Annotated in this window: 19 protein-coding genes; 12 read left to right on the top strand and 7 right to left on the bottom strand. The window is 45.5% G+C overall.

Annotated elements, in window-relative coordinates:
- Positions 1 to 42 precede the first annotated feature (42 nt).
- The gene (locus F7Y48_RS10140; protein WP_005396661.1) at positions 43 to 900 is read right to left on the bottom strand and encodes a LysR family transcriptional regulator; all 858 of its coding nucleotides are present in this window, start codon (positions 898 to 900) and stop codon (positions 43 to 45) included.
- A gap of 140 nt (positions 901 to 1,040) precedes the next feature.
- Between F7Y48_RS10140 and F7Y48_RS10135 the strand changes: the two genes are divergently transcribed.
- The 11 genes from F7Y48_RS10135 (at position 1,041) to yegS (ending at position 13,171) form a co-directional block, all read left to right on the top strand.
- Entirely contained in the window at positions 1,041 to 2,567 is a 1,527-nt protein-coding gene (locus F7Y48_RS10135; protein ID WP_316683798.1) for an arylsulfatase, read from the top strand.
- Positions 2,568 to 2,681: 114 nt separating this feature from the next.
- Positions 2,682 to 3,983, top strand: a complete 1,302-nt coding sequence (locus F7Y48_RS10130; protein ID WP_316683796.1) for an anaerobic sulfatase maturase — start codon at positions 2,682 to 2,684, stop codon at positions 3,981 to 3,983.
- A gap of 85 nt (positions 3,984 to 4,068) precedes the next feature.
- The gene (locus F7Y48_RS10125; protein ID WP_316683794.1) at positions 4,069 to 5,052 is read left to right on the top strand and encodes a MoxR family ATPase; all 984 of its coding nucleotides are present in this window, start codon (positions 4,069 to 4,071) and stop codon (positions 5,050 to 5,052) included.
- 12 nt (positions 5,053 to 5,064) lie between these two features.
- On the top strand, positions 5,065 to 6,027 hold the full coding sequence (locus F7Y48_RS10120; RefSeq protein WP_015313118.1) for a DUF58 domain-containing protein: 963 nt from the start codon (positions 5,065 to 5,067) through the stop codon (positions 6,025 to 6,027).
- Entirely contained in the window at positions 6,028 to 6,606 is a 579-nt protein-coding gene (locus F7Y48_RS10115; protein ID WP_316683787.1) for a DUF4381 domain-containing protein, read from the top strand.
- Positions 6,599 to 7,669, top strand: a complete 1,071-nt coding sequence (locus tag F7Y48_RS10110) for a vWA domain-containing protein (RefSeq protein ID WP_005398156.1) — start codon at positions 6,599 to 6,601, stop codon at positions 7,667 to 7,669. Before F7Y48_RS10115 ends, F7Y48_RS10110 begins: the two co-directional genes overlap by 8 nt.
- Positions 7,662 to 9,392, top strand: coding sequence for a vWA domain-containing protein (locus tag F7Y48_RS10105; RefSeq protein ID WP_316683751.1), 1,731 nt, complete (start codon positions 7,662 to 7,664; stop codon positions 9,390 to 9,392). Before F7Y48_RS10110 ends, F7Y48_RS10105 begins: the two co-directional genes overlap by 8 nt.
- Positions 9,389 to 10,705: a BatD family protein gene (locus F7Y48_RS10100; protein WP_316683749.1), complete on the top strand. Its 1,317-nt coding sequence runs from the start codon at positions 9,389 to 9,391 to the stop codon at positions 10,703 to 10,705. The genes F7Y48_RS10105 and F7Y48_RS10100 overlap by 4 nt, the downstream gene beginning before the upstream one ends.
- Before the next feature lie 49 nt (positions 10,706 to 10,754).
- Positions 10,755 to 11,180, top strand: coding sequence for a bifunctional diaminohydroxyphosphoribosylaminopyrimidine deaminase/5-amino-6-(5-phosphoribosylamino)uracil reductase RibD (locus F7Y48_RS10095; protein ID WP_301658061.1), 426 nt, complete (start codon positions 10,755 to 10,757; stop codon positions 11,178 to 11,180).
- A 174-nt stretch (positions 11,181 to 11,354) separates the two neighbouring features.
- Positions 11,355 to 12,260 (top strand): LysR family transcriptional regulator, encoded by a 906-nt coding sequence (locus F7Y48_RS10090; RefSeq protein ID WP_316683748.1) that lies wholly within the window; start codon positions 11,355 to 11,357, stop codon positions 12,258 to 12,260.
- Positions 12,261 to 12,268: 8 nt separating this feature from the next.
- Positions 12,269 to 13,171, top strand: a complete 903-nt coding sequence (yegS, locus tag F7Y48_RS10085) for a lipid kinase YegS (protein WP_139061039.1) — start codon at positions 12,269 to 12,271, stop codon at positions 13,169 to 13,171.
- 77 nt (positions 13,172 to 13,248) lie between these two features.
- On the opposite strand, the gene F7Y48_RS10080 is transcribed toward yegS, so the two are convergent.
- The 4 genes from F7Y48_RS10080 to F7Y48_RS10065 form a co-directional block, all read right to left on the bottom strand.
- On the bottom strand, positions 13,249 to 13,584 hold the full coding sequence (locus tag F7Y48_RS10080; RefSeq protein ID WP_139061038.1) for a NirD/YgiW/YdeI family stress tolerance protein: 336 nt from the start codon (positions 13,582 to 13,584) through the stop codon (positions 13,249 to 13,251).
- 15 nt (positions 13,585 to 13,599) lie between these two features.
- Positions 13,600 to 14,247, bottom strand: coding sequence for an AcfA family outer membrane beta-barrel protein (locus F7Y48_RS10075; protein ID WP_301576546.1), 648 nt, complete (start codon positions 14,245 to 14,247; stop codon positions 13,600 to 13,602).
- 165 nt (positions 14,248 to 14,412) lie between these two features.
- Entirely contained in the window at positions 14,413 to 16,026 is a 1,614-nt protein-coding gene (locus F7Y48_RS10070; RefSeq protein ID WP_258508434.1) for a VRR-NUC domain-containing protein, read from the bottom strand.
- Between the two features lie 67 nt (positions 16,027 to 16,093).
- A complete protein-coding gene (locus F7Y48_RS10065; protein ID WP_316684293.1) occupies positions 16,094 to 17,326 on the bottom strand; it encodes an OFA family MFS transporter in 1,233 nt (410 codons plus the stop codon).
- Between the two features lie 577 nt (positions 17,327 to 17,903).
- On the opposite strand from F7Y48_RS10065, the gene F7Y48_RS10060 reads away from it, so the two are divergent.
- Positions 17,904 to 18,260, top strand: coding sequence for a hypothetical protein (locus tag F7Y48_RS10060; RefSeq protein ID WP_005398137.1), 357 nt, complete (start codon positions 17,904 to 17,906; stop codon positions 18,258 to 18,260).
- A 68-nt stretch (positions 18,261 to 18,328) separates the two neighbouring features.
- Here the strand turns inward: F7Y48_RS10060 and F7Y48_RS10055 are convergent, their stop codons facing one another.
- Complete coding sequence (locus F7Y48_RS10055; RefSeq protein ID WP_182036134.1) at positions 18,329 to 20,218, bottom strand: M48 family metallopeptidase; 1,890 nt, start codon at positions 20,216 to 20,218, stop codon at positions 18,329 to 18,331.
- Entirely contained in the window at positions 20,218 to 20,808 is a 591-nt protein-coding gene (locus tag F7Y48_RS10050; protein ID WP_006742324.1) for a LemA family protein, read from the bottom strand. Before F7Y48_RS10050 ends, F7Y48_RS10055 begins: the two co-directional genes overlap by 1 nt.
- Between the last annotated feature and the right edge of the window lie 148 nt (positions 20,809 to 20,956).

The raw sequence follows: 20,956 nt of genomic DNA, 5'->3' as shown, positions 1-20,956 counted from the left end.
TTCAGAGCAACGAATGGCAAAGAAAATGCGAATCAACAAGGCCTACAAGGAAACTGGCTCGTAGTGGGCTGCCGTTAAGTTCGCTTTAATTTTTTCACGTAGCGCAATATGAGCAGGGTTGTTCATCTCTCGCTTATGGTAAACAAACTTGTAAGGGATAGCGCATATAGAAATAGGGCATTGCAGAACTTGAAGCTTAAGGGCTTTACTCCATTTGTTTGCAAAAGATTGAGACACTAAGCCTAAACAATCGCGTTGCGCGACGTACAACGCCATACCAGCAAGCGAAGATGTGATCAAATCGACTTTTCTCTCTTGAATAGTTTCTTGGGATAGCTGTTCAAAACCGCTCATGTTGTTCCATTTCCCTGAAAACAAACAGTGAGTTTCCTCATAAAACTGCTCTTTTGAGAGCGAGCCTTGCACGCGGGGATGATTCTCACGACAGATAATCACCGCCTCTTCTTCGTAGGCATCTTCAATAATAAACGCCGCATCTTTTGTGATAACAGTATCAATGACAAGATCGACTTTTTGTTGTCTTAGAAGCTCAAATAATAAGAACTTTTCGGGTGGTGATTCATAAAAAATAGTGTTCTTTATCGGGTCCATAATGTGCAATAAAATTTCGGAACAACACACTTCAAAATGATTCTTATCGGATATCGCATTGTCAATGATATTAACCGCTTGCTGGAATTGCGGTAGCAGTTGATAGGCGGTGGATGTTAGTGCGATACCTCGCCCTTTTTTGACAAATAATTGCTTATCGACCACTTGTTCTAAACGCTTTATTGCAGCGCTCACAGCAGGTTGCGTAAGCCCCAATTGTTCCGCGGCTTTTGTATAAGATTGGAACTCCGCGACAACAAGAAAAGTTTGGATCAAATTCAAGTCCATAACGTCACTCATAAATTTAATTTATAGGTTAACTAATTCTGACTGCATTTATCGCCTGAAATTAGTGCTTTATCTTATATCAACAATGGTATTGAAAAGCGAATACCATTTTTACGCACTAGCGAACTCTTGGAGATAATATGAAAAATGCGACCAAAACGAGCAGTAAAAAACTCGTACTTAACGCATGTACGTTAGCATTAGGCGCTGCATCTGCAGTTGCACACGCAGCGGACAAACCCAACATTCTTGTCATCTTTGGTGATGATGTTGGTTACTGGAACCTTAGTACCTACAACCAAGGCATGATGGCGTACAACACGCCGAACATCGATAGCATTGCTAAAGAAGGTGCGAAGTTCACTAACTTCTACGCACAGCAAAGTTCGACAGCAGGCCGTTCTGCATTCATTACTGGTCAAATGCCAAAACGTACTGGTCTATCAAAAGTGGGCTTACCAGGCGCTCCGCAAGGTATCTCGGAAAAAGATCCAACGATTGCAACCGTGCTTAAGCAAATGGGTTACGCAACCGGACAATTTGGTAAGAACCATTTAGGCGACCGAGACGAACACCTTCCAACCAACCACGGTTTTGATGAGTTTTTCGGCAACCTATATCACTTGAACGCGGAAGAAGAGCCAGAGAACGTGGATTATCCTAAAGATCCAGAGTTCAAGAAGAAATTTGGCCCTCGTGGCGTAATCCACTCTTACGCTGACGGCAAAATTGAAGATACCGGTCCACTTACGCGTAAGCGTATGGAAAATGTTGACGGTGAATTCCTCGATGCCGCGGAAACCTTCATAGAAAAGCAAGTAAAAGCGGATAAGCCGTTCTTTACTTGGTTCAACACCACTCGCATGCACAACTTCACGCATGTTCCTGAAGAATACCAAGGTAAAACAGGTGCTGGTTTCTACGCGGATGGTGTCAAGCAGCACGATGATCAAATCGGTCAGCTACTTAATAAGATCAAAGAGTTGGGTGTAGATGACAATACAATCATTGTTTACACCACTGACAACGGTCCTATGGTTGATTTGTGGCCTGATGCAGGGATGACACCATTCCGCTCAGAGAAAAACACTGGTTGGGAAGGCAGTTTCCGTGTGCCGATGTTGATTAAATGGCCAGGAAACATCGAAGCAGGTAAAACGTTCAACGGCATGATGTCATTAGAGGATTTCTTCCCGACATTGGTTGCTGCTGCGGGTGACACCAAAGTTAAAGATGAATTACTAAAAGGTAAGAAAGTTGGTGATATGGACTATAAAGTTCACCTAGATGGTTACAACCAACTGCCATATCTAACGGGTAAGTCAGACAAATCTGCTCGTAACGAATTCGTTTACTGGAGCGATGACGGCGATCTTGTGGCATTACGTCAAGGAAAGTACAAGTTCCACTTTATGATTCAAGAGAATGAAACGGGCATGGATGTATGGCGTAAGCCTTTCACTAAACTTCGTGTTCCATTGATCTTCGACTTGAGTATCGATCCATTCGAACGTGGTGACCAAGGTATGGGTTACTCTCGTTGGATGTACGAGCGTTCATTCCTAATGATGTCAGCGGTAGAGAAAGTGAAAGAGGTAATGGGTACGTTTAAAGAGTTCCCACCTCGCATGGAAGCAGGTTCATTCGTACCTAAGTCTTCTAAGTAATAAAGAACATCGATAATCCATAGCGCTCTTCGGAGCGCTATATACCCAAATAGCTTCCCGTTTACTGCACTACGCTTGCGAGGTTATTTGGGTATATTAAATAGTGAGAAACGTATGAGTAAGATTTCCCCTCGCCATTCTACTACTATGCCTATTGTGCCTCTTAAAACGGCGTCTAAAGCAACGGTTCCGGGTGCGTACGACCGTCGATTCCATGTGATGGCAAAGCCAGGCGGAGCAAAATGCAATATCGATTGTCAGTACTGCTTTTATCTGCATAAAGAAAATCTACTGCACCAAGAAAAGCAGCCCAAAATGGACGACGCAACATTGGAAGCGTTCGTGAAAAGCTACATCGAAAGTCAGGATGGCGAAGAAATTGTATTCTCATGGCAGGGCGGGGAGCCAACGCTACTTGGGCTGGACTATTTCCGCAATGTCGTAGCTCTGCAAAAGAAACATCAGCCGCAAGGCGTTCGCATTGAAAACGACCTTCAGACCAACGGCATTTTGCTAAACGATGAGTGGTGTGCGTTTTTAAAAGAGCACAACTTCCTAGTTGGCTTGTCGATTGATGGGCCACGAGAGTTGCACGACAAATATCGCAAAACCCGCAGCGGTAAGCCGACGTTTGATCTGGTGATGAAAGCGGTAGATAAGCTCCAAGCGCATGGCGTGAAATTCAACGCGTTGGTGACGGTGAATCGTCACAATGCGAAATACCCGCTCGAAGTGTATCGATTTTTAACCCAAGAATTGGGTGTGACTTACATTCAGTTTGCACCGGTGGTAGAAGCGAACGACTTCCAAACAACCGCACCGCAGTTTTGGAACGAACAGATGATCCCAACCAAAGGCAGTGATCTGGCGAAACCGGGTCACCCAATGTCTGTTGTGACGGATTGGTCGGTCGATCCTGAAGATTGGGGACGCTTTTTAATGGCGACCTTTGAAGAGTGGGTGAATAACGATCTTGGCCGTGTACTGGTTAACCTGTTTGAAACCGCGGTAGCGCAAGTAATGGGGAAACCGTCTCAGCTTTGCGTGACGGCTGAGTTTTGTGGCAAAGGCTTGGCGATTGAGCACAATGGCGATGTGTTCAGTTGCGACCACTATGTGTACCCAGAATACAAAATCGCCAACATTCATGAACACTCATTGAATGACATGGCCTTCTCTACACGACAATACACCTTTGGCATGGCAAAACGCGAATCTTTGCCGACGTATTGTAAGCAGTGTCCCTACTTGCCTTATTGCTGGGGCGAGTGTCCGAAAAACCGTCTGATCAAAACGCCGAATGGCGAGGCTGGACTAAACTATCTGTGTTCGGGAATCAAAATGTTCTTTGATTACGCGTTACCGATGTTGGTTGGTCTTGCACAACTTCTCCAATCTGAAGAAGCGCAAAGATAACATAGTGAATATAACCTTAAGTTATTTCATTTGTTCTTATACTTAACTATTGAAAAGACGGCTTAAACCACTGAAAAGGTACCCTATGAACCACGCACAACAAGCGATAAAAGAACTCATCGAACAAACAGAAAAAAGCGTCATTGGACAAAGCCACGTGGTTCGAGCTTTAGTCATCGGGTTATTAACGAACGGGCACATTCTTCTAGAAGGTTTGCCGGGAACGGCAAAAACACGTTCTGTAAAATCGTTGGCCAACTTGTTAAACACCAGTTTTGGTCGAATCCAGTTTACGCCAGACCTTTTGCCATCGGACGTGACGGGAACCGAGGTTTATCAAGAGTTGGATGGCAAGCCGCAACTTCATTTTCAACCAGGGCCAATTTTTAACAGCATAGTGCTTGCCGATGAGGTCAACCGTGCGCCAGCCAAAGTACAAGCCGCACTGCTTGAAGCCATGGCCGAAGGCACGATCACGGTAGGCGATAAAACTCACGTATTGCCAGACTTATTTATGGTGCTTGCAACGCAAAACCCAGTAGAGCAAGAGGGCACGTACCCGCTGCCAGAAGCGCAAATGGACCGTTTTATCATGAAGGTTACTGTCGACTATCCAGAAGATGAAGCCGAACGTGACATCATTCGTTTGGTGCGCAGTGAAGAATTAGGTGCGGAAACCAGCAGCGAAATTATTACGCCAAAACACATCGAACCTGACGTGGTGCTAGAAGCACGTCGTCAACTACCTGATGTTGTTGTGTCAGATCTAGTGGAAAACTACATCGTCGCGTTAGTGATGGCGACTCGTAAGCCAGAGCGTTATGCCGATTCAAACTTAGCAAAATGGATTGAGATTGGCTCTAGTCCCCGTGCCTCCATCGCACTAGACAAATGCGCTCGTGCGTATGCGTGGATGCAAGGACGTGACCATGTCACTCCTGACGATGTGCGAGCCATGGTTCCGTCTGTACTGGGCCACCGTTTTTCTTTGACCTACGATGCACTAGCAGACGGAGTCGATCACCAACGCGTCGTGCAAGAGCTGCTAGATTGTGTAGAAATTGGATAAGCGGGAGGCATTATGGCTAAGCCAACTCTTGCGCCAAAATCACAGGGGATGGATCCCCGTTTGTACTGCGATTACGCTCGCTTAGTACGTCTGCAAGCACAGGCAGAATCATTCAGTTTACTTCCTCATCTAAAAGCGGGTAGCGTACTCTCAGGCCGCCACAATTCGCTGTTTCGCGGTCGTGGATTGAACTTCGAAGAACTGCGCCATTATCAATTGGGTGACGACATTCGTAATCTGGATTGGAAAGTTACGATGCGCACAGGCAAACCGCATGTGCGTAGCTACACCGAAGAAAAAGATCGCAACGTGATCGTGTGTGTCGATCAGCGTAGCGCAATGTTTTTTGCTTCGACGCAAGTAATGAAATCGGTTGTCGCGGCAGAAATCGCGGCCATGTGCGGGTGGCGTGTGCTAAAAGATGGCGACCGAGTTGGTTTTGTCATCGCATCCCAACAGGCGTTGTTTCACAGCAAGGCGCAGCGTTCGCAAAACGATCTTCTGGCTCAACTTAAGCGCCTCGCTAAAGCCAATCAATCGCTCAATGTGGACTCCCGCAATTCCGAAAAAGTGACGTTCAGTCAATGGATTGAGCTCATTAAACGCATGAAGCTCAAACAATCCACATTGATTTTTATCAGCGACTGGAGCGACTGCGAGGAGCACCACCTTGATCACCTTAAACAGCTACAACAGCACAACGATGTTCTCGCAGTGATGGTCAGTGACCCATTAGAACAAGCGCTACCAGACGATTTGGCAAAATCGAAATGGGTGGTTGGTGATGGGCAGTATCAACTCAATTTAGACAGCAAAGCAAAGGTAGAAGCCGCGAGCGCAAAGCTTGAGGCTCGAACTAGCTTACAGCGACAATCACTATCTCAACTTATGGCGATGAAACACCTTCCGCACATCGAACTCGATACGACAGGCGAGCACATTAAACAATTTCAAAAACTGGTAGGAGGGCGTTAAATGAGTGATCTTCCTACGCCTCCGAGTACTTACATACTCAGAGAGCTACATGATGTGGCCGTGCCACCAAGCGTGAGTTGGTATCCGCAAACTATTGGCTGGAAGATTTTAGCGGCGGTTGCGCTCATTGCATTGGTGTATGTCGCGTATCGTTTGGCTCAACAGTGGTGGTGTAACCGTTACCGACAAGAAGCTCTGTTGGCGATTTCGCAAATCAAACCGAGCGACAAAGGCATGCCTAAAGCATTGTTCTCTGTGCTTAAAATTGTGTTGATTCATGTTGATAGCCGTAACGCGAAATTGTTTGATACCGCCTTTTTGCGCAAGCTCGATGCGCTATATCTGCAAACCGGAGATTCTCAAGCAAACTCGCAAGTGGTCTTTAACGATGAGCTTTCAAAGCGTTGGCTACAAAGTATTGTTGACCCAAGCGTTATGCTAACCAACGAAGAGCGAGTAACGCTTATTGCTCGTGCGAAAAACTGGGTGAGTGAACACCGTTGCGATGCTCAAAAAGGCACAACAAAGAAATCACCACTATTGAAACGCAAAGCAAATCAGGGAGGTCAACATGAATGATCTTCTTGTATCGCTAACTGGTTTGTCTGGTTTTGAATTTGCTCACCCAATGTGGTTTCTGATTTTGCCGTTGCCATTGGTGGTGTACTACTTGGTGCCTGCATATCGCACTAAGCAAATGGCGATCAAAGTGCCGTTTTTTAGTCAGTTGGTGGAAGCGATTGGCGAGACGCCGTCGGAAGGTGCAAGCCAGTTAACCCCAAGCTGGTGGCAACGAGCAACGTTAATTCTCTCATGGCTTTTGGTGGTGTGTGCGATGGCAAAACCCACCGTGTTAGGCGAGCCTCAAGTTCGCGAGAGTTTAGGGCGCGATGTGATGGTGGTGGTGGATCTTTCGGGTTCCATGGCTGAGCCTGATTTCACGTCTCGTACAGGTGAAAAAATTTCTCGCCTTGATGCGGCAAAAGAAGTGCTGACGGAGTTTGTTCAGTCTCGTAAAGGTGACCGATTAGGCTTGGTTCTTTTTGGTGATGCCGCTTTTGTGCAAACGCCATTTACCGCAGACCAAAAAGTGTGGCTCGAACTGCTTAACCAAACCGATGTGGCGATGGCAGGGCAGAGTACCCATCTTGGTGATGCGATTGGCTTAGCGATTAAAGTTTTTGAGCAAAGCGATAAGTCGCGTGGTGCTTTAGAACAAGATCAAAACCGTGAAAAAGTCGCGATTGTATTAACCGATGGTAATGACACGGGCAGCTTTGTCGAACCGATTGATGCGGCGAAAGTTGCGAAAGCCAAAGGCGTGCGAGTGCACGTGATTGCGATGGGTGATCCGGAAACGATAGGTGAAACCGCGTTGGATATGGACACGATTCATCGCATTGCGAAAGAATCCGGCGGTGAAGCGTTTGAAGCTCTCAACCGTGATGAACTGTCGGCTGCCTACGACGAGATTGGCAAACTGGAACCTCAACTTTACGAAAGCACCACATACCGCCCAAAACAAAGCCTTCACCATTACTTGATGGCGTTAGTGGTCATCATGCATTTACTCGCGTTCAGTGTCGCGACACTCAAAAGAAGGGCTGCAACACGATCATCATTAGGAGAGAGCGATGTTTGATTCTCTTAGTTGGACGCAATTCTTTACGCAGTTTCATTTTATCCGACCGCTGTGGTTAATGGCTTTGATCCCCATGTTTTTCTTGGTGTGGTTGCGCTGGCGAGAAGAAAGCAAACCAAGCTGGAAGGATATTCTGCCCGAACATTTACGCAATGCTTTGACGATAGGCGAGCGAGGTTGGCGTAAGCAACTGCCGCTTAAGCTCTTGATGCTGATTGTGCTAATCGCCATTGTGATTTGTGCAGGCCCAACGTGGCAACGTGAATCTTCCCCCTTTGGTGAAGATAAAGCCTCTCTGCTTGTCGTGCTTGATAACAGCGACTCGATGCTGCAAAAAGATCTCCCACCAAGCCGCCTTGAGCGTTCCAAACAGAAAATACGCGATTTGTTAGTTGCGCGAAAAGGCGGAAAAACGGGTTTAGTCGTGTTTGCGGGCAGTGCTCATGTGGCGATGCCTGTGACTCAAGACAGCAAAGTATTTGACCCATTCTTGGCGGCCATTACGCCAGAAATCATGCCTGTGCAAGGTAAGCTTGCTGAAAAAGCCTTGCCGTTAATTGATCAACAATTGCAAGGTCAACCAGGCTCCACCGTTTTGTTGGTGAGCGACGGCGTGAACCCGGCTACGATTAAGCAATACCAAGCGTATTTTGCAGGCAAACCTTATCAACTGTTAATTCTTGCTGCGGGGAATACAGACATCGTGAGCAACAACCCGATGGATTTGGATTCTCTGCAAAAACTGGCCAGCCAGACTAATGGTCGATTGGTGGAAGTGACGGTCGATAACAGTGATATCGAACAACTGAATCGATACGTTGAGCGCAATATGCAGCTTAATGGCGAATCTTCAATGCCTTGGAAAGACATGGGTTATCAACTGCTGTTCCCAATCGCGTTGATCATGATGCTGTGGTTTAGAAAAGGGTGGTTAGTGCAGTGGTGCGTGATTGCAATGGTGAGCGGTACACTGTTGATGCCGACCAGTGCAATGGCGGAGAACATTTCTGTTAAAGCCGAGCAGCCACAAGTTGTGCAAAAAGTGACGACCTTCGACAAGGTTGCGCAATGGTGGTGGGATTTGTGGCTGACGCCAGACCAACAAGGGCAGCGTTTGTTCAACCAACAAGCGTATTTAGAAGCAGCGAAACACTTTGTCGATCCATTACGCAAAGGCACGGCGTACTACTACGCTAGCGAGTTTGAGCTCGCGCACAGTGCGTTTTTGGAAATGCAAAACGACCCGTCTGAAGAGGTTCGAGATTACGGTCTTTACAATGCGGCGAGCGCATTGGCGCGTCAGCGTGAATATTTGGCTGCTCGTGACTTGTTAAAATCCCTAGCCAGTAAGCCAACGTTGAGCGAGTCGTTAAGACCTGATGTTGAGCACAACTTGAAAGTGATTGCTGGCATCGTCGATGAGATAAATCAGATGAGTGAGAGTCAAGCAGGAACAGAGCAAGAGGCGTCAACCGAGCTAGGCGACAACCCTCAAACCGCAGAAGGAGCGGATGAACAAACGTCAGCAGAGTTGATGATTAAAGAGACGTTAAGCGCAGAAGACATCTTAGGTAGCCAAGAATTAGCCGACAAGTGGCTAAAGCGAGTCGAAGCGGATCCGAAGTATTTCTTACGCGCTAAATTTCAAATTCAATTACGCTCGCCAACAACGGGTAACTCAACTACGACAACGGAACACAATACAGAGGAGGCTGATCAATGATGATGAATGCCCATCGCGTGACCTCTTTTGCACTTCCTGCAAGGATAGTGGCATGGTTAGTGGTTTGTTTGAGTCTGTTCGTAAGTCGTCACGTTTTCGCTCAGGATATTTACGATCTTCAACGCAATCATGGTGTTGAGTTGCAAGCGTGGGTCGGTCAACAACCAACGGCTGGGGAAAAGCGTAAAACGCCAAGTTTTAGTGTCAACGAGCAAGTCATTTTAACCATCGAAGTGGCAACGCCGCGCTGGTTTACGGGTGGGACGCGAATTGGCAGTATTGAAATGCCCAATGTTATCGCCAAACAGCGTAATCAGTTAGCCACTAACTTCACGGAGCACAAGGGCGGACAAACTTGGTCGCGTCAACGCTGGGAAGTGACTTTGTATCCACAAGCATCTGGTGATTTTGTGATTCCACCTGTCGTAGTGGGCGTTCAGGTGTCAGCACCGGACGGCGAGAAGGTGTCAGGTACCCTTTACACGCAGCCGATTAAGTTCAAAACTGTCTTGCCATCGGGATTGTTGAGCGGTGACACGCCTTGGTTTTCTGCAACGCACGTAGACGTAAAACAAGAGTGGGAAACCTCCACTGAGTCACTCAAAGTTGGGGATGCAATCACGCGTAAAATCACCATTTCAGCTCAAGATTCGCTATCTGTGTTGCTACCAGACTTGTTGAAAGGAGAATCAACAACCCGTTACCAAGCGTATCCTCAACCGCACCGTCTTACAGATACGCAAACACGTGGTGATTACCAGTCAACACGCACAGAAGAGAGCGTGTACGTGATTCAACAAGGTGGTGAATTAACCCTGCCAGATTATGAGTTCCGTTGGTGGAACAGTAAGACTCAGCAAGTGGAAACGGTGGTGTTAGAGGGCAAAACATTTGCCGCGAAGCACACGTTGAAATCCTTCATCAAAACGTATTTTGCATGGATTGTTTCCACGCTTGTATTGTTGGGTTTTGTGACTGTTTCATTGGTAGCCATTAAACGTTACTACCGCAACAGACCGACACCAGCATGGTTGACGTTCCACCGTTTGTTAAAGGCTAAACGTTGGTCTGAAGCAAGGACCGTATTGTACAAACAATTGCGTTTAAATACGGCAGAGCTGGAAATGACCAAAGCCGATACGAGTAAATCGTGGCAAAAAAGTGCGTCGCGAATGCAAAATGGCGAAAATAGCGCTCATTTAATGAAGTCGATGTGGCGCAAGATCCAGACCAAACAACAACGCTTTAAATTCCGTATACCGCGAGCGTTACCAGAACTGGACAAAGTCATTGGAAGAGATGGCAATGAATAAAACGGGGCGCTAATATAGCGCCTCGTTTTTATTAGAGAATAGAGTTCAAATGAGCCAAGAGTTTATGCGCCGCGCATTGGAATTGTCCAAAAATGCGCTTCCTGAATGTCGACCCAACCCGCCGGTTGGCTGCGTGTTAGTGAAAGACAATCAAATCGTTTCAGAAGGTCATACTCAAGCTATTGGTGGCAACCACGCGGAAGTAGAAGCGCTGAATGCATATCAAGGCTCGTTAGAAGCGGTGACGGCATACGTTACGCTCGAACCGTGTTCGTTTGTAGGTCGCACGCCAGCTTGCGCGGTGACATTAGTAAAATCCGGTATTGGCAAAGTCGTCGTAGCCATGTTGGATCCAGATCCGCGCAACAGTGGTCGAGGTATCGAGATTCTAAAACAAGCCGGTATTGAGGTAGAAATTGGTTTATGCGGCGAGGAAGTCAGCGAGTTTCTTACCCCATATTTAGGCAAATCTTAATGTAAGTATTGGCTTTGCACGTTAGCTACTCACTTACGCGGTGAGTGGAGTACGTCAAAATTGAGTTAAAACTCATTAAAACAGGTCGTACCGCCCATTTCTTGTACTTGGCTACGTTAACTATCATGCTGTTAGATTAAAATAGAAAAAGTGATTTTCGAAAAATTTAATAGCATGAAACCGACCGATCTTAATCTCATCCCCATCTTTATTGCCATTTATGAAGAGGGGAACTTATCTAAAGCGGCAGCACGTCTCAGTATCACGCAGCCCGCAGTCAGCAAAGCGTTGGCACGCCTTCGTGATATTTATGACGAACCTTTATTTCATCGCTGTACCAAGGGGGTAGAACCTACCTCTTTTGCTATGGATATTTACCCTGCGCTGCTTACTTCGGTGCAAAACTTTACTTCAACTCTGGCGGCTTCTAGCGAATTTGACCCTAAAGTGTCGAATCGAGTGTTTTCCATTGCTTGTGTCTCTGTTGCAAGTTTTGAGTTGCTCCCTCAAGTCATGAAACAGATCCGTGAGTTGGCACCACATATTGCTTTAGAGGTTCATCCACTCTTTACAGAAGATTATGAAAGCGATCTACGTTTGCAACGTTACGACTTGATCATTGATATCGCGCCAAGAGCACGAACGGTTTTAAAAGTTGAAACTGTGCTTACTGAGCGCTTGGTGGTGGTGTGTAGCGAGGAGCACCCACGCTTAAAGGGCGAGATTACGGCTGAACAATTTTTTGAAGAAGAACATGTGGTGGTTTCGCAGTGGCAGAGTCGTAAGAGCTTGTTAAACGCCGATGATATTGTCGACTTGGACAAAAGAAAGATAAAGTATCGAGCTTCTGGCGTGTTGGAAATGCTACCTGTTATCTGCGGTAGTGAATATATTGGTTTAATGCCCGAGTCGATGATCAACTTGTTCAACCACACCTATCATGTTAAATCTTTATCTATGCCATTTGATGAACAAACCTATGAGCTCTGCACAATATGGCATCCTAGTCGGACAAACGACAGTGCCCATCAATGGTTGCGATCACAGATTAAACAAGCAGGGAAAGTCATCAACCAATAGGAAGTGCAATGAAGAAGACAATACGTGCCATCCTTAACGGCAAAAAAGCTGGGAACCCAGAGTTAAGAGATGCAATCATGAAAATGAGAGACAAGGGCGTCGATGTGCAAGTGCGAGTGACTTGGGAATCTCAAGACATGCCGCGCTTGGTGAAAGAAGCGGTTGATGAAGGGATTGAACGTATTGTTGTCGCTGGTGGCGATGGGACCGTCAATGAGGCGGCTTCTGCGATTATCCAAATTGAAGAAGAAAAACGCCCTGAGTTAGCCATTATCCCTCTTGGTACCGCAAATGATTTTGCCACCGCGATTCAAGTGCCAGCTTCTATCAAGGCGTCTTTATCTCTTGCCGTAGAAGGGCAGTCTGCTTTGGTCGATTGTATCAAGGCTAACGATCGCTACTTTATTAACGTGGCAACAGCAGGGTTTGGCGCAGAAGTTACGGCAGAAACGCCTGTTGAACTTAAAAACTTTCTTGGTGGCGGCGCTTATACACTAACCGGTGTTGTAAAAGCGCTCGGCTTTAAACCTTATGACGGAACAATAACAATTGAAGGCGGGGCTTATCAGGGAGAAATGTTGCTTGGCGCTTTCTGCAATGGTCGCTTAGCTGGAGGTGGGCAAGAGTTAGCATCGAAAGCGATGATTAATGATGGCTTGATGGATCTAACATTGGTGCGTCCATTTTTGCCTCATGAGCTGCCGAAAGTTATCGAAGAGATCAATAATCCTAGCGAGAAAGGTGAGTTTGTAAAACACACAAGAGCAAGCTGGTTGGAGATAGACTTCCCAAATCCACTACCGCTCAATTTAGATGGCGAACCATATCATTCGAGAACAATACGGTTTGATGTTCAGTCTAAGAGTATACGATTAGTCTTGCCGGAAGATTGTCCTTGCTTGGTCAGCTAAACGAGTAGTTTCACGGCCCATAAACAACACAGCCTCCAATATGTGGCTGTGTTGTTTGTGTTGAGGTGTCAGGCGAATTAAAGCTTTTGAATGGTCTCTACGTCGATCTGCTTGGTTGTCCACTCTGAGTCAACTTCGCCTCGAATCGTCACTTTATCGTTTGGACCAACGTCTAGCCCCATCCAATCTTCATTGTCGATTTCCACTTCGATTTCACCAGTCTCATCTTTGAACAAGTAAGTCTCGTTACCAAGAGATTGAACAATGTGCCCGGTTAACATGACTGCGCTGTCGTCGGTTGCGTTGTGCGCCTCTTTCACCGAATTAATTACGCCTATTTCTGGACCATTAAACGCGGCGAAAGCTGAGCTTGAAAGTAGGGCAAACATGGATGCTAAAATCATTTTTTTCATTATCGTCTCCTTAAATTAGAAGTAGTAAGTTGTGCCTACGTTAAAGGATGCAGTGTTCGCGTATCGGTCTAGTTGATATTTTGCGTTTGCACCTATGGTGAGCTGCGGGAAAATTCTGTATTCCGCACCCACTGAGAACATTGCGCCTAGCTCGTTGTTTTTCTCTGTGTTGTGGAAAAGCGTGTTGTTCATTTCTACATCATCATTCGCGACAAGCTCATATTCTTGATGTTTAGAAACCTTGGCGTTGTATTCCGTGTACGTTAGACCCGCTTTGAATTTTGTTGTCCATTTGTCATTTAATGCATAACTAAACACTGGAGACAGCGACACTTGCTTGGCTTTGATTGACGCATCCCAATCCATTTCATGATGGTAATCTTTGCCATCAATTTGTTTGATACCAAGGTTCTTTGAACGATTATCATCAAGGTCAAATTGGCTGTAGCCCAACTCTAGCGCCCAGTTGTCATTGAACGCGTAACCGACAAAACCTGAGAAAATACCGTCTTCAAGCTCAGGGTTGAGTGTTACGTTGTCAGTTGAAAAGTGAGGTTCCAAATCATGGTCAGTGGTGCCTAGTCCATATTCCAGACCTACATAAGGAGCCGCAGATACCGAAACTGAGCAGGTAACAAGTAACGCAAGAAGTGTTTTGTTCATTTTATTTTGCCTCTTCAAATCAACTTAGTGAGTAGAAGCGCATTTTGTGTGAAGAAGCGTGAAGCGATCGTGAAGAAACGAAAAAATTTTTAGAAAAAAGAGCAAGGGGCGATAACCGAGGGGCGGTTTGAGTGAACAAACACCAAGCTCTTTATATAGAGTAAGTTAAGTTGCTGCGACGTAACACACCGCAAACGGGACATTAAGGCGAGTAAACTCTTTGATCCAACGCCATTGGTTATCCTGGAGTTTATCGCCAGGGCCTTTCACTTCAATCCACTCGAACTCATTTTCTTTAAAAGCAATGAGATCCGGCATCCCATTACGGTAAAGCTTAAGGTCGCTCAATTGTATTTTGAACAGCGCCATCAGCATATTGGTTGGGATAGTGTTGAGCGCTGTTTCGAGTAGCTCTTTACTTATTAAATTCCAATGTACAAATGGATTACTGATGCCAAACTTCTCATCGTATTTTGTCAATAACATCTGGGTGTTGCCCGCTTCTAGTTCGGCAAAAGCGGTGTCTATCAAAACTTGGCGCTTGGTAACAAAATCCGAGTGATATAAATCTAAAGGACGGTGTTGATAAGCGTTAATGAATGACCCTTCAATAGGAGCAAAAATCGCATCCCAGAATGTGAGCCCCAGTAGCGAGTTGAGCAACGCATTTTCAGCGTAAAACACATTCCAGCCTAAGGACTCAAAATACGCTTTGCTGGCAAGCTCGACTCGTTGTTGAGATAAATCCAGTTCAATATGGTATTCGGAGCAGAGTGGCTTTGCCATTCTTGGTACTTTCGTGCCTTGTTTTCGCTTCAACCGTTGCTCAAGTTTTTGTGCGACTTCGAGCTCAGACACATCAATTGGCGACTGCAGCATTTCTGTGACAATGTCACTAAATAAATCATCATGGTTCAGTTTGTCATAGATACGTGCACGTCGTTCTCGGCTCGGAGCGAGCTGAGTTTGGCTAAATAGAGATAGGGCGGTCTCTAGCTCATTAATACGCTCATAGTCTCGCGCAATGTCATTCAACATGTGTTCGCGTTTACGATCTACGTAATGGTGACTAACTGGATGAGGCATTGCCTCAATTAATAAGTCGAGGTTCGCTTTGTCTTTTCGATCAAATTGCCAGTACAGGTTGGCCAGTTGGCTCAGTTCAATTAAGCGGTCTATTTGCTCACGTGAATCAAAGAAACGGCGCACTTTACTCAATTGGTATTGCTCGAACTGATGTAGACCTAAGTCATCAAGCACAAACTGACTTAAGTCTTGATGAGTGTTGGCAAAAAACAGGGTGAGTAATACGTCGATCATGTGAGCGGAATTGAGTTTGATGAGCGTAAACTCAAGCTGCTCAAAACGATCAAATTCCGTGTTGCTTAAACGCTCTACAAGGGCATCTTTCTTTAATGACTTCGGTAGCTCTGGGTAAAGTGCAGAGATCTCCGGTTTCGTCAGTAAGTTAGACGCTAACTCTTGATGAGAGAGTGTTGGGGAAAGGGCCACAAACTCATGTTGACTCAATTCTGCCAGTGCTTCATTGATAGAAGGTATTTCTTGATAACTCAGCTTATCACTTCGAAACCAACACCCTTTTCGGCTGTATAAACGCACCAACAGGCATTGGGCGTGTTTGCTCAAGGAATCAAACGAGCAAAGCCAAGCGTGTTCATCCTCGGCCAGTAAATCGCTGTACCAGGTTACTGCGTGGTGAGTCAGCTTAAAGAAGTTTTCTAGATAGTAGTCTGGTGCAAGTTCGATAGGGCTTTCCATAAACGACCTGTAACAAAAAAGGCTTAACCCATAGGTTAAGCCTTTTCGCTATCAAATCAATTCGCAATTATGCGTTTTTTAGCTGCGCTACTTTCGCTTCAGACAGTGGCTTAGTGATGAACGCAAGTACGATACATACTGCCATCATTGCTGATGAAATAGTGTAAGCCAAGGTGTAGCCTTCGCCGTTCGTCATAGAGAAGCCAACAACTGCTGCGCCGATTGCACCACCGATACCCCATGCCGTGTAAAGCACACCGTAGTTGGTACCGTAGTTTTTCAAACCGTAGAACTCGGCCGTTAGCGTAGGGAATACCGCTAGAAGTGTACCGTAACCGACCGCTGCGATCGCAGTACCAATGATCAGAGTGAACTCAGAGTTGAACGTTGCGAACAGCACCATGTTTACGCCTTGTAGGACGAACGCAAGTAGAAGCGTACGAACACCGCCGATTTTATCTGCAAGCATACCCGCAGCAACACGACCGCCAGAGTTGAATACAGCAAGAATGGACGCTAGGTAAACCGCGTTTGGCAAGTTTGCTTGAACGCTTGCGATTGTCGTGATGTTACCGATGATCATTAGACCAACAGAAGCTGCGAACGCGTACATGATCCATAGAGAGTAGAACTGTGGCGTTTTCAGCATTGCTTTCCAAGTTAGGTCATCTGATTTTTTAACCGCTTTAGGTGCTTGGCCTTCTCTTATTTTTGGCTCAGCAGGTGTGTAGTCTGCTGGTGGGTTATTGATGGTTGCTGCAAGAGGAACTGCAATTGCCAGGATACCAACACCAAGAACCATAAAGCTCGTTTGAATGCCCATGCTGTCGATCAATGATGATGTTACTGGTGCTAGGTAGATAGCCGCTAGACCAAAACCAGCCGCAATGATGCCGTTAACCATGCCTTTCTTCGAAGCGTGGAACCATTTCATTGCAGAAGGTGATAGGCATGCGTAGCCAAAACCGATACCTGCACCTGTGATCACACCGAAGGTAATGTTCAGCATGAGTGGAGTGTCAACAAAGCCAGACGCGATCATGCCTAGACCTGTAAGAACAGTACCTAGGATAAGGATCATACGTGGACCCATACGGTCTTGAAGAATACCTGCAACAAGAAGACAGATAGAGAAAGTGATGGTTGCAGTTGCATAAGGTGCAGAAGCTTCTGCAGCACTCCAGCCTGATTCAGTTACCAGTGCCTTGTTGAATACACTCCAAGCATACAGGATGCCAAGACAAAGGTTGATACAGAACCCTGCTAACAGGATGCGCATAGCTTTATCAATCTTGCTCATTTTCATTCTCAGTTTTTCCTCTTGTTGGCAATGCCGCAAAGAGGGTTGGTTTAAAGATGTTTTTTCTCAAAATTAGTTTGCGTTTTTCAACGATTAACGCAATGAGCGCGGATTATAACCAATAAATATGTGATTGGAATCTCTTTTTACCGTTACTGATAAAATAATTTGAAACATTAAAAGCGGATGTGAATTCATGGTTTTGTATGTGGTTAGCGTGTTATCAAAAAGTGATGATTTATGTTATTGGGAATGAGGAACTAGTCAAAATAGAGAATTCAGTGCGCAGTTGGGTGCACAGCTCACATTTCATATAAAAAATTTCAAAATGTTACCGTGTTAACTCCCTGTAACAAAAATGACTGAAATATCGTCTTGTCGCCGTAAGTATTGGATGTAAAGGGTTTCTTAAATTTAAATTGTTAACCTTTTGTAATAACTAGGGCTGATTAGGTTTTTTGTGCATTAAGTGAACAAAAAAGTCACTTGTAATTGCAGATTATAGGAGCAGAATATAGCGAAAAATGAGATTTCATTTATGAAGGGATGCTTTTTTAGACTTGTTGTGAGGTGACTTATGAAACTGTTCCTATTACTCATGGCTTCGGTATCTGCTGGTGTCGCATCTGCAGACCACATCCATTCATTTATGTTGGGTCTATCTATTGCTTCTCTAGCGGTAGGGAGCTGTTATTTCTTTGCATTCCGTAGCTCGCGCTTTCCGCAGCTTGCCTTATTCTTACTAATTTGCGGCATGCTTTCTAAGTTGACGATAACGGTTGTTGGTGTGATGTGGGGAATGTCGGCTGAATTAATTACATCTCCAATCGTCTTCGCACTTTCGTATTTATTCTTCTCCCTCGCCGTGACCTACTTATGGTTTAGTTATCGAGAGAGTATTACTAAGATCCCTGATCGATTTAAGTCAGCGTAAATCGTCAAATAAGAACACATAATGAAAAAACGCCAGCACTTTTGCTGGCGTTTTTGTTTAAAGCTAAGTCAGTTAGCTTGTTGTGTTTGGCTCGGTAGGGTTTGTCCAGTATTGACTGATACTGTTAGTGGCGGCTCTGGAACTTCTAAGAAGCAGGCGATTACTCTATAGAGTTCTCCTTCCGCAACGGTAACCTTTCCATCCGATTCAATCGCTAATCGACACGCTTTTACGAACAAGCGACGACTTTTCGGTTTGAGCTGCAGTAGGAGCTCTAAAGCGGCGCGATTTAGGCCCCAGTTCTTATTTGCGGGTTGTAACTCTGCATCATTAAAGCCCAAACAGGTTAGGGCGCTGCTAAATGCACGTTGAGCGTCTTCCGGTTGAGAGTGACTAACCCAAGCCAATTCGCGCAGTAGCCAAAACACACTCTCTTTTAATTGCTTTAAAGATTGGAACTGTTTTGTACATCCATACGATTCGAGTAGTTGCTTCTCCAATAAGTTGATGACACACCATTCTGCGAGTGAGTAGTGGTCATCAGTTTGAGAGAGTTCACGTAGCACCTGGCACAGTCTGTTTTTCTGACCCTCACTTAGCGATTTCAAGGCAGGAATGGAGAGTTCGAGTAATGGAAAGCGTAGATGAAGAGGCAAATCATAATCCAGCCATGGTAATAATTGTGCTTGAGACACATTTGGGATATGACTTTTTATCATCTCTCGCTGGAGTTCACTGCCATCAAATATCAAGGCAAAAGCAATAAAGCGCGCACTGTATGGTTCACGAGCGATGTCGACAAGTTCGGAAGGAAGTTGGTTAAGTAGTTGTTGACCTACTTCGCTGAGTTCTGCGGTGGTTGGTTTCTCAGGTTGTGTCGACGTCCCTGATGAGAATCCACTAACGTTATCATTCTCAAAGCTTGTCGTTGGACGATGCGAACTTTGAGAAAAACTTCCATCCCAACCAGGTTCAATTCGGCGAATCCGTTCTTCTAGTGGAGGGTGAGTAGCAAATAGGCCAGAAAAGCCGGAGAGTTTGCTTTGACCAAACATCATATGGCTCATCTCATCGCTTGCTTTTGTATTCAATGAAGAACCCGCCATATGGCTACCAATTTTCTTGAGTGCACCAGCAATGCCTTGATCGTTTCGAGTAAATTGAACGGCACTGGCATCAGCGAGAAATTCACGTTGACGAGAGATTGCAGCTTTGATCATCGAGCCAAACAAGGTGCCAATCCAGCCCAGAACCAAACAGATAATCGCAATCAGCATGATAACCGCAAAGCCTTTATCGGAATCGGAAGAACTTCTTGATACGCGGCTCGTATGATGAGTGTTATCTAAGACCAAGTGTCCAAAATGTGCAATGCAAGTGATGCCAAACAGTACGCCGATAAGACGTGTATTTAAACGCATATCTCCGTTTAAGATATGGCTGAATTCATGAGCAATGACACCTTGTAGTTCATCTCGCGTGAAGCTATCCAGTGCGCCTTGTGTGACGCCGATGACGGCATCATCAATGCTCATGCCTGCTGCGAAAGCATTGATACCGCGCTCTTCCTGCATCACATAGACGGGAGGAACCGGAATACCAGATGCAATTGCCATCTCTTCCACAACGTTGAGCAGTTGTCTATGTTTTGCATCTAAGGTGTTTGAGGAAATCAGCTTGCCGCCTATGCTCTCAGCAACACCTCGGCCTCCATTGGAGGTGAGGGCGGATAAGCGAACCGTTGAACTTATCGCAACAACCAGCAATACGCCAGCAAAGCACAACAAGACGTAGGTAAGTGCGGTTTCTTGATCAAAGTGTTCGCCTGTTACTCCGTAATAGATACCAATCGATAATACGCTTACCAAACCAGTGATGGTGACAACTGCTAAGGAAAACAGGAACACCAAAAGCCCAGTGCGTTGACGCGCGGTATCTTGATGGTCAAAGAAATCCATTAGAACTCAACCTTCGGGGCCGCTTGTATTTCAGCACTGTCAGAAAACTCTAACAGTTTGCCATCTTGGAATCCGAATGCGTTGGAAAACAACACTGGCGGGAACGTTTGTTTGTATGTGTTGTAGCTGGTTACCGCATCATTAAATGCTTGGCGAGCAAACGCAACTTTGTTCTCAGTGCTGGTTAATTCTTCTTGAAGCTGACTCATGGTTTCATTCGCTTTAAGCTCAGGGTAGGCTTCCACTACAACATTAAGTTTGCCCAACGCACTTTGCAGCATGCCTTCTGCTTGGTTTAGTTGGCTAATTGCCGCATCACTACCAGGTGCGTCACTGGCTGCTTTCAGGCCAGCAATTGCTTGATTACGAGCTTGGATGACACGTTCAAATGTTTCTTTTTCGTGTTCCATATAGCCTTTTGCAGTATTAACTAAGTTCGGAATCAAATCGTATCGACGTTTTAATTGAACCTCTATTTGAGCGAAGCTGTTTTTGAAACGGTTTTGTAGAGTAACGAGCTTGTTGTAGATACTGACGGCGTACACCACAACGAGCAGGACAATAACGATAAAGACAATAAATGCAGTCATAATAAATCCCATTTTTTAATGTATTCAGTTCTTATATAAACTGTTGAGATATTACGCAAATGCTTCTGAAGAAGCGATGTAATAACCGAGAAATATGTCACGAGTTGAGTAACAATTAAAATGCATTTACAAAGCAATACAGAAAGAA

Source organism: Vibrio sp. 2-1-2a (genome assembly GCF_032648565.1).
GTDB classification, from domain to species: Bacteria; Pseudomonadota; Gammaproteobacteria; order Enterobacterales; family Vibrionaceae; genus Vibrio; species Vibrio diabolicus.
This window is presented reverse-complemented; position numbering and strand designations above follow the sequence as displayed.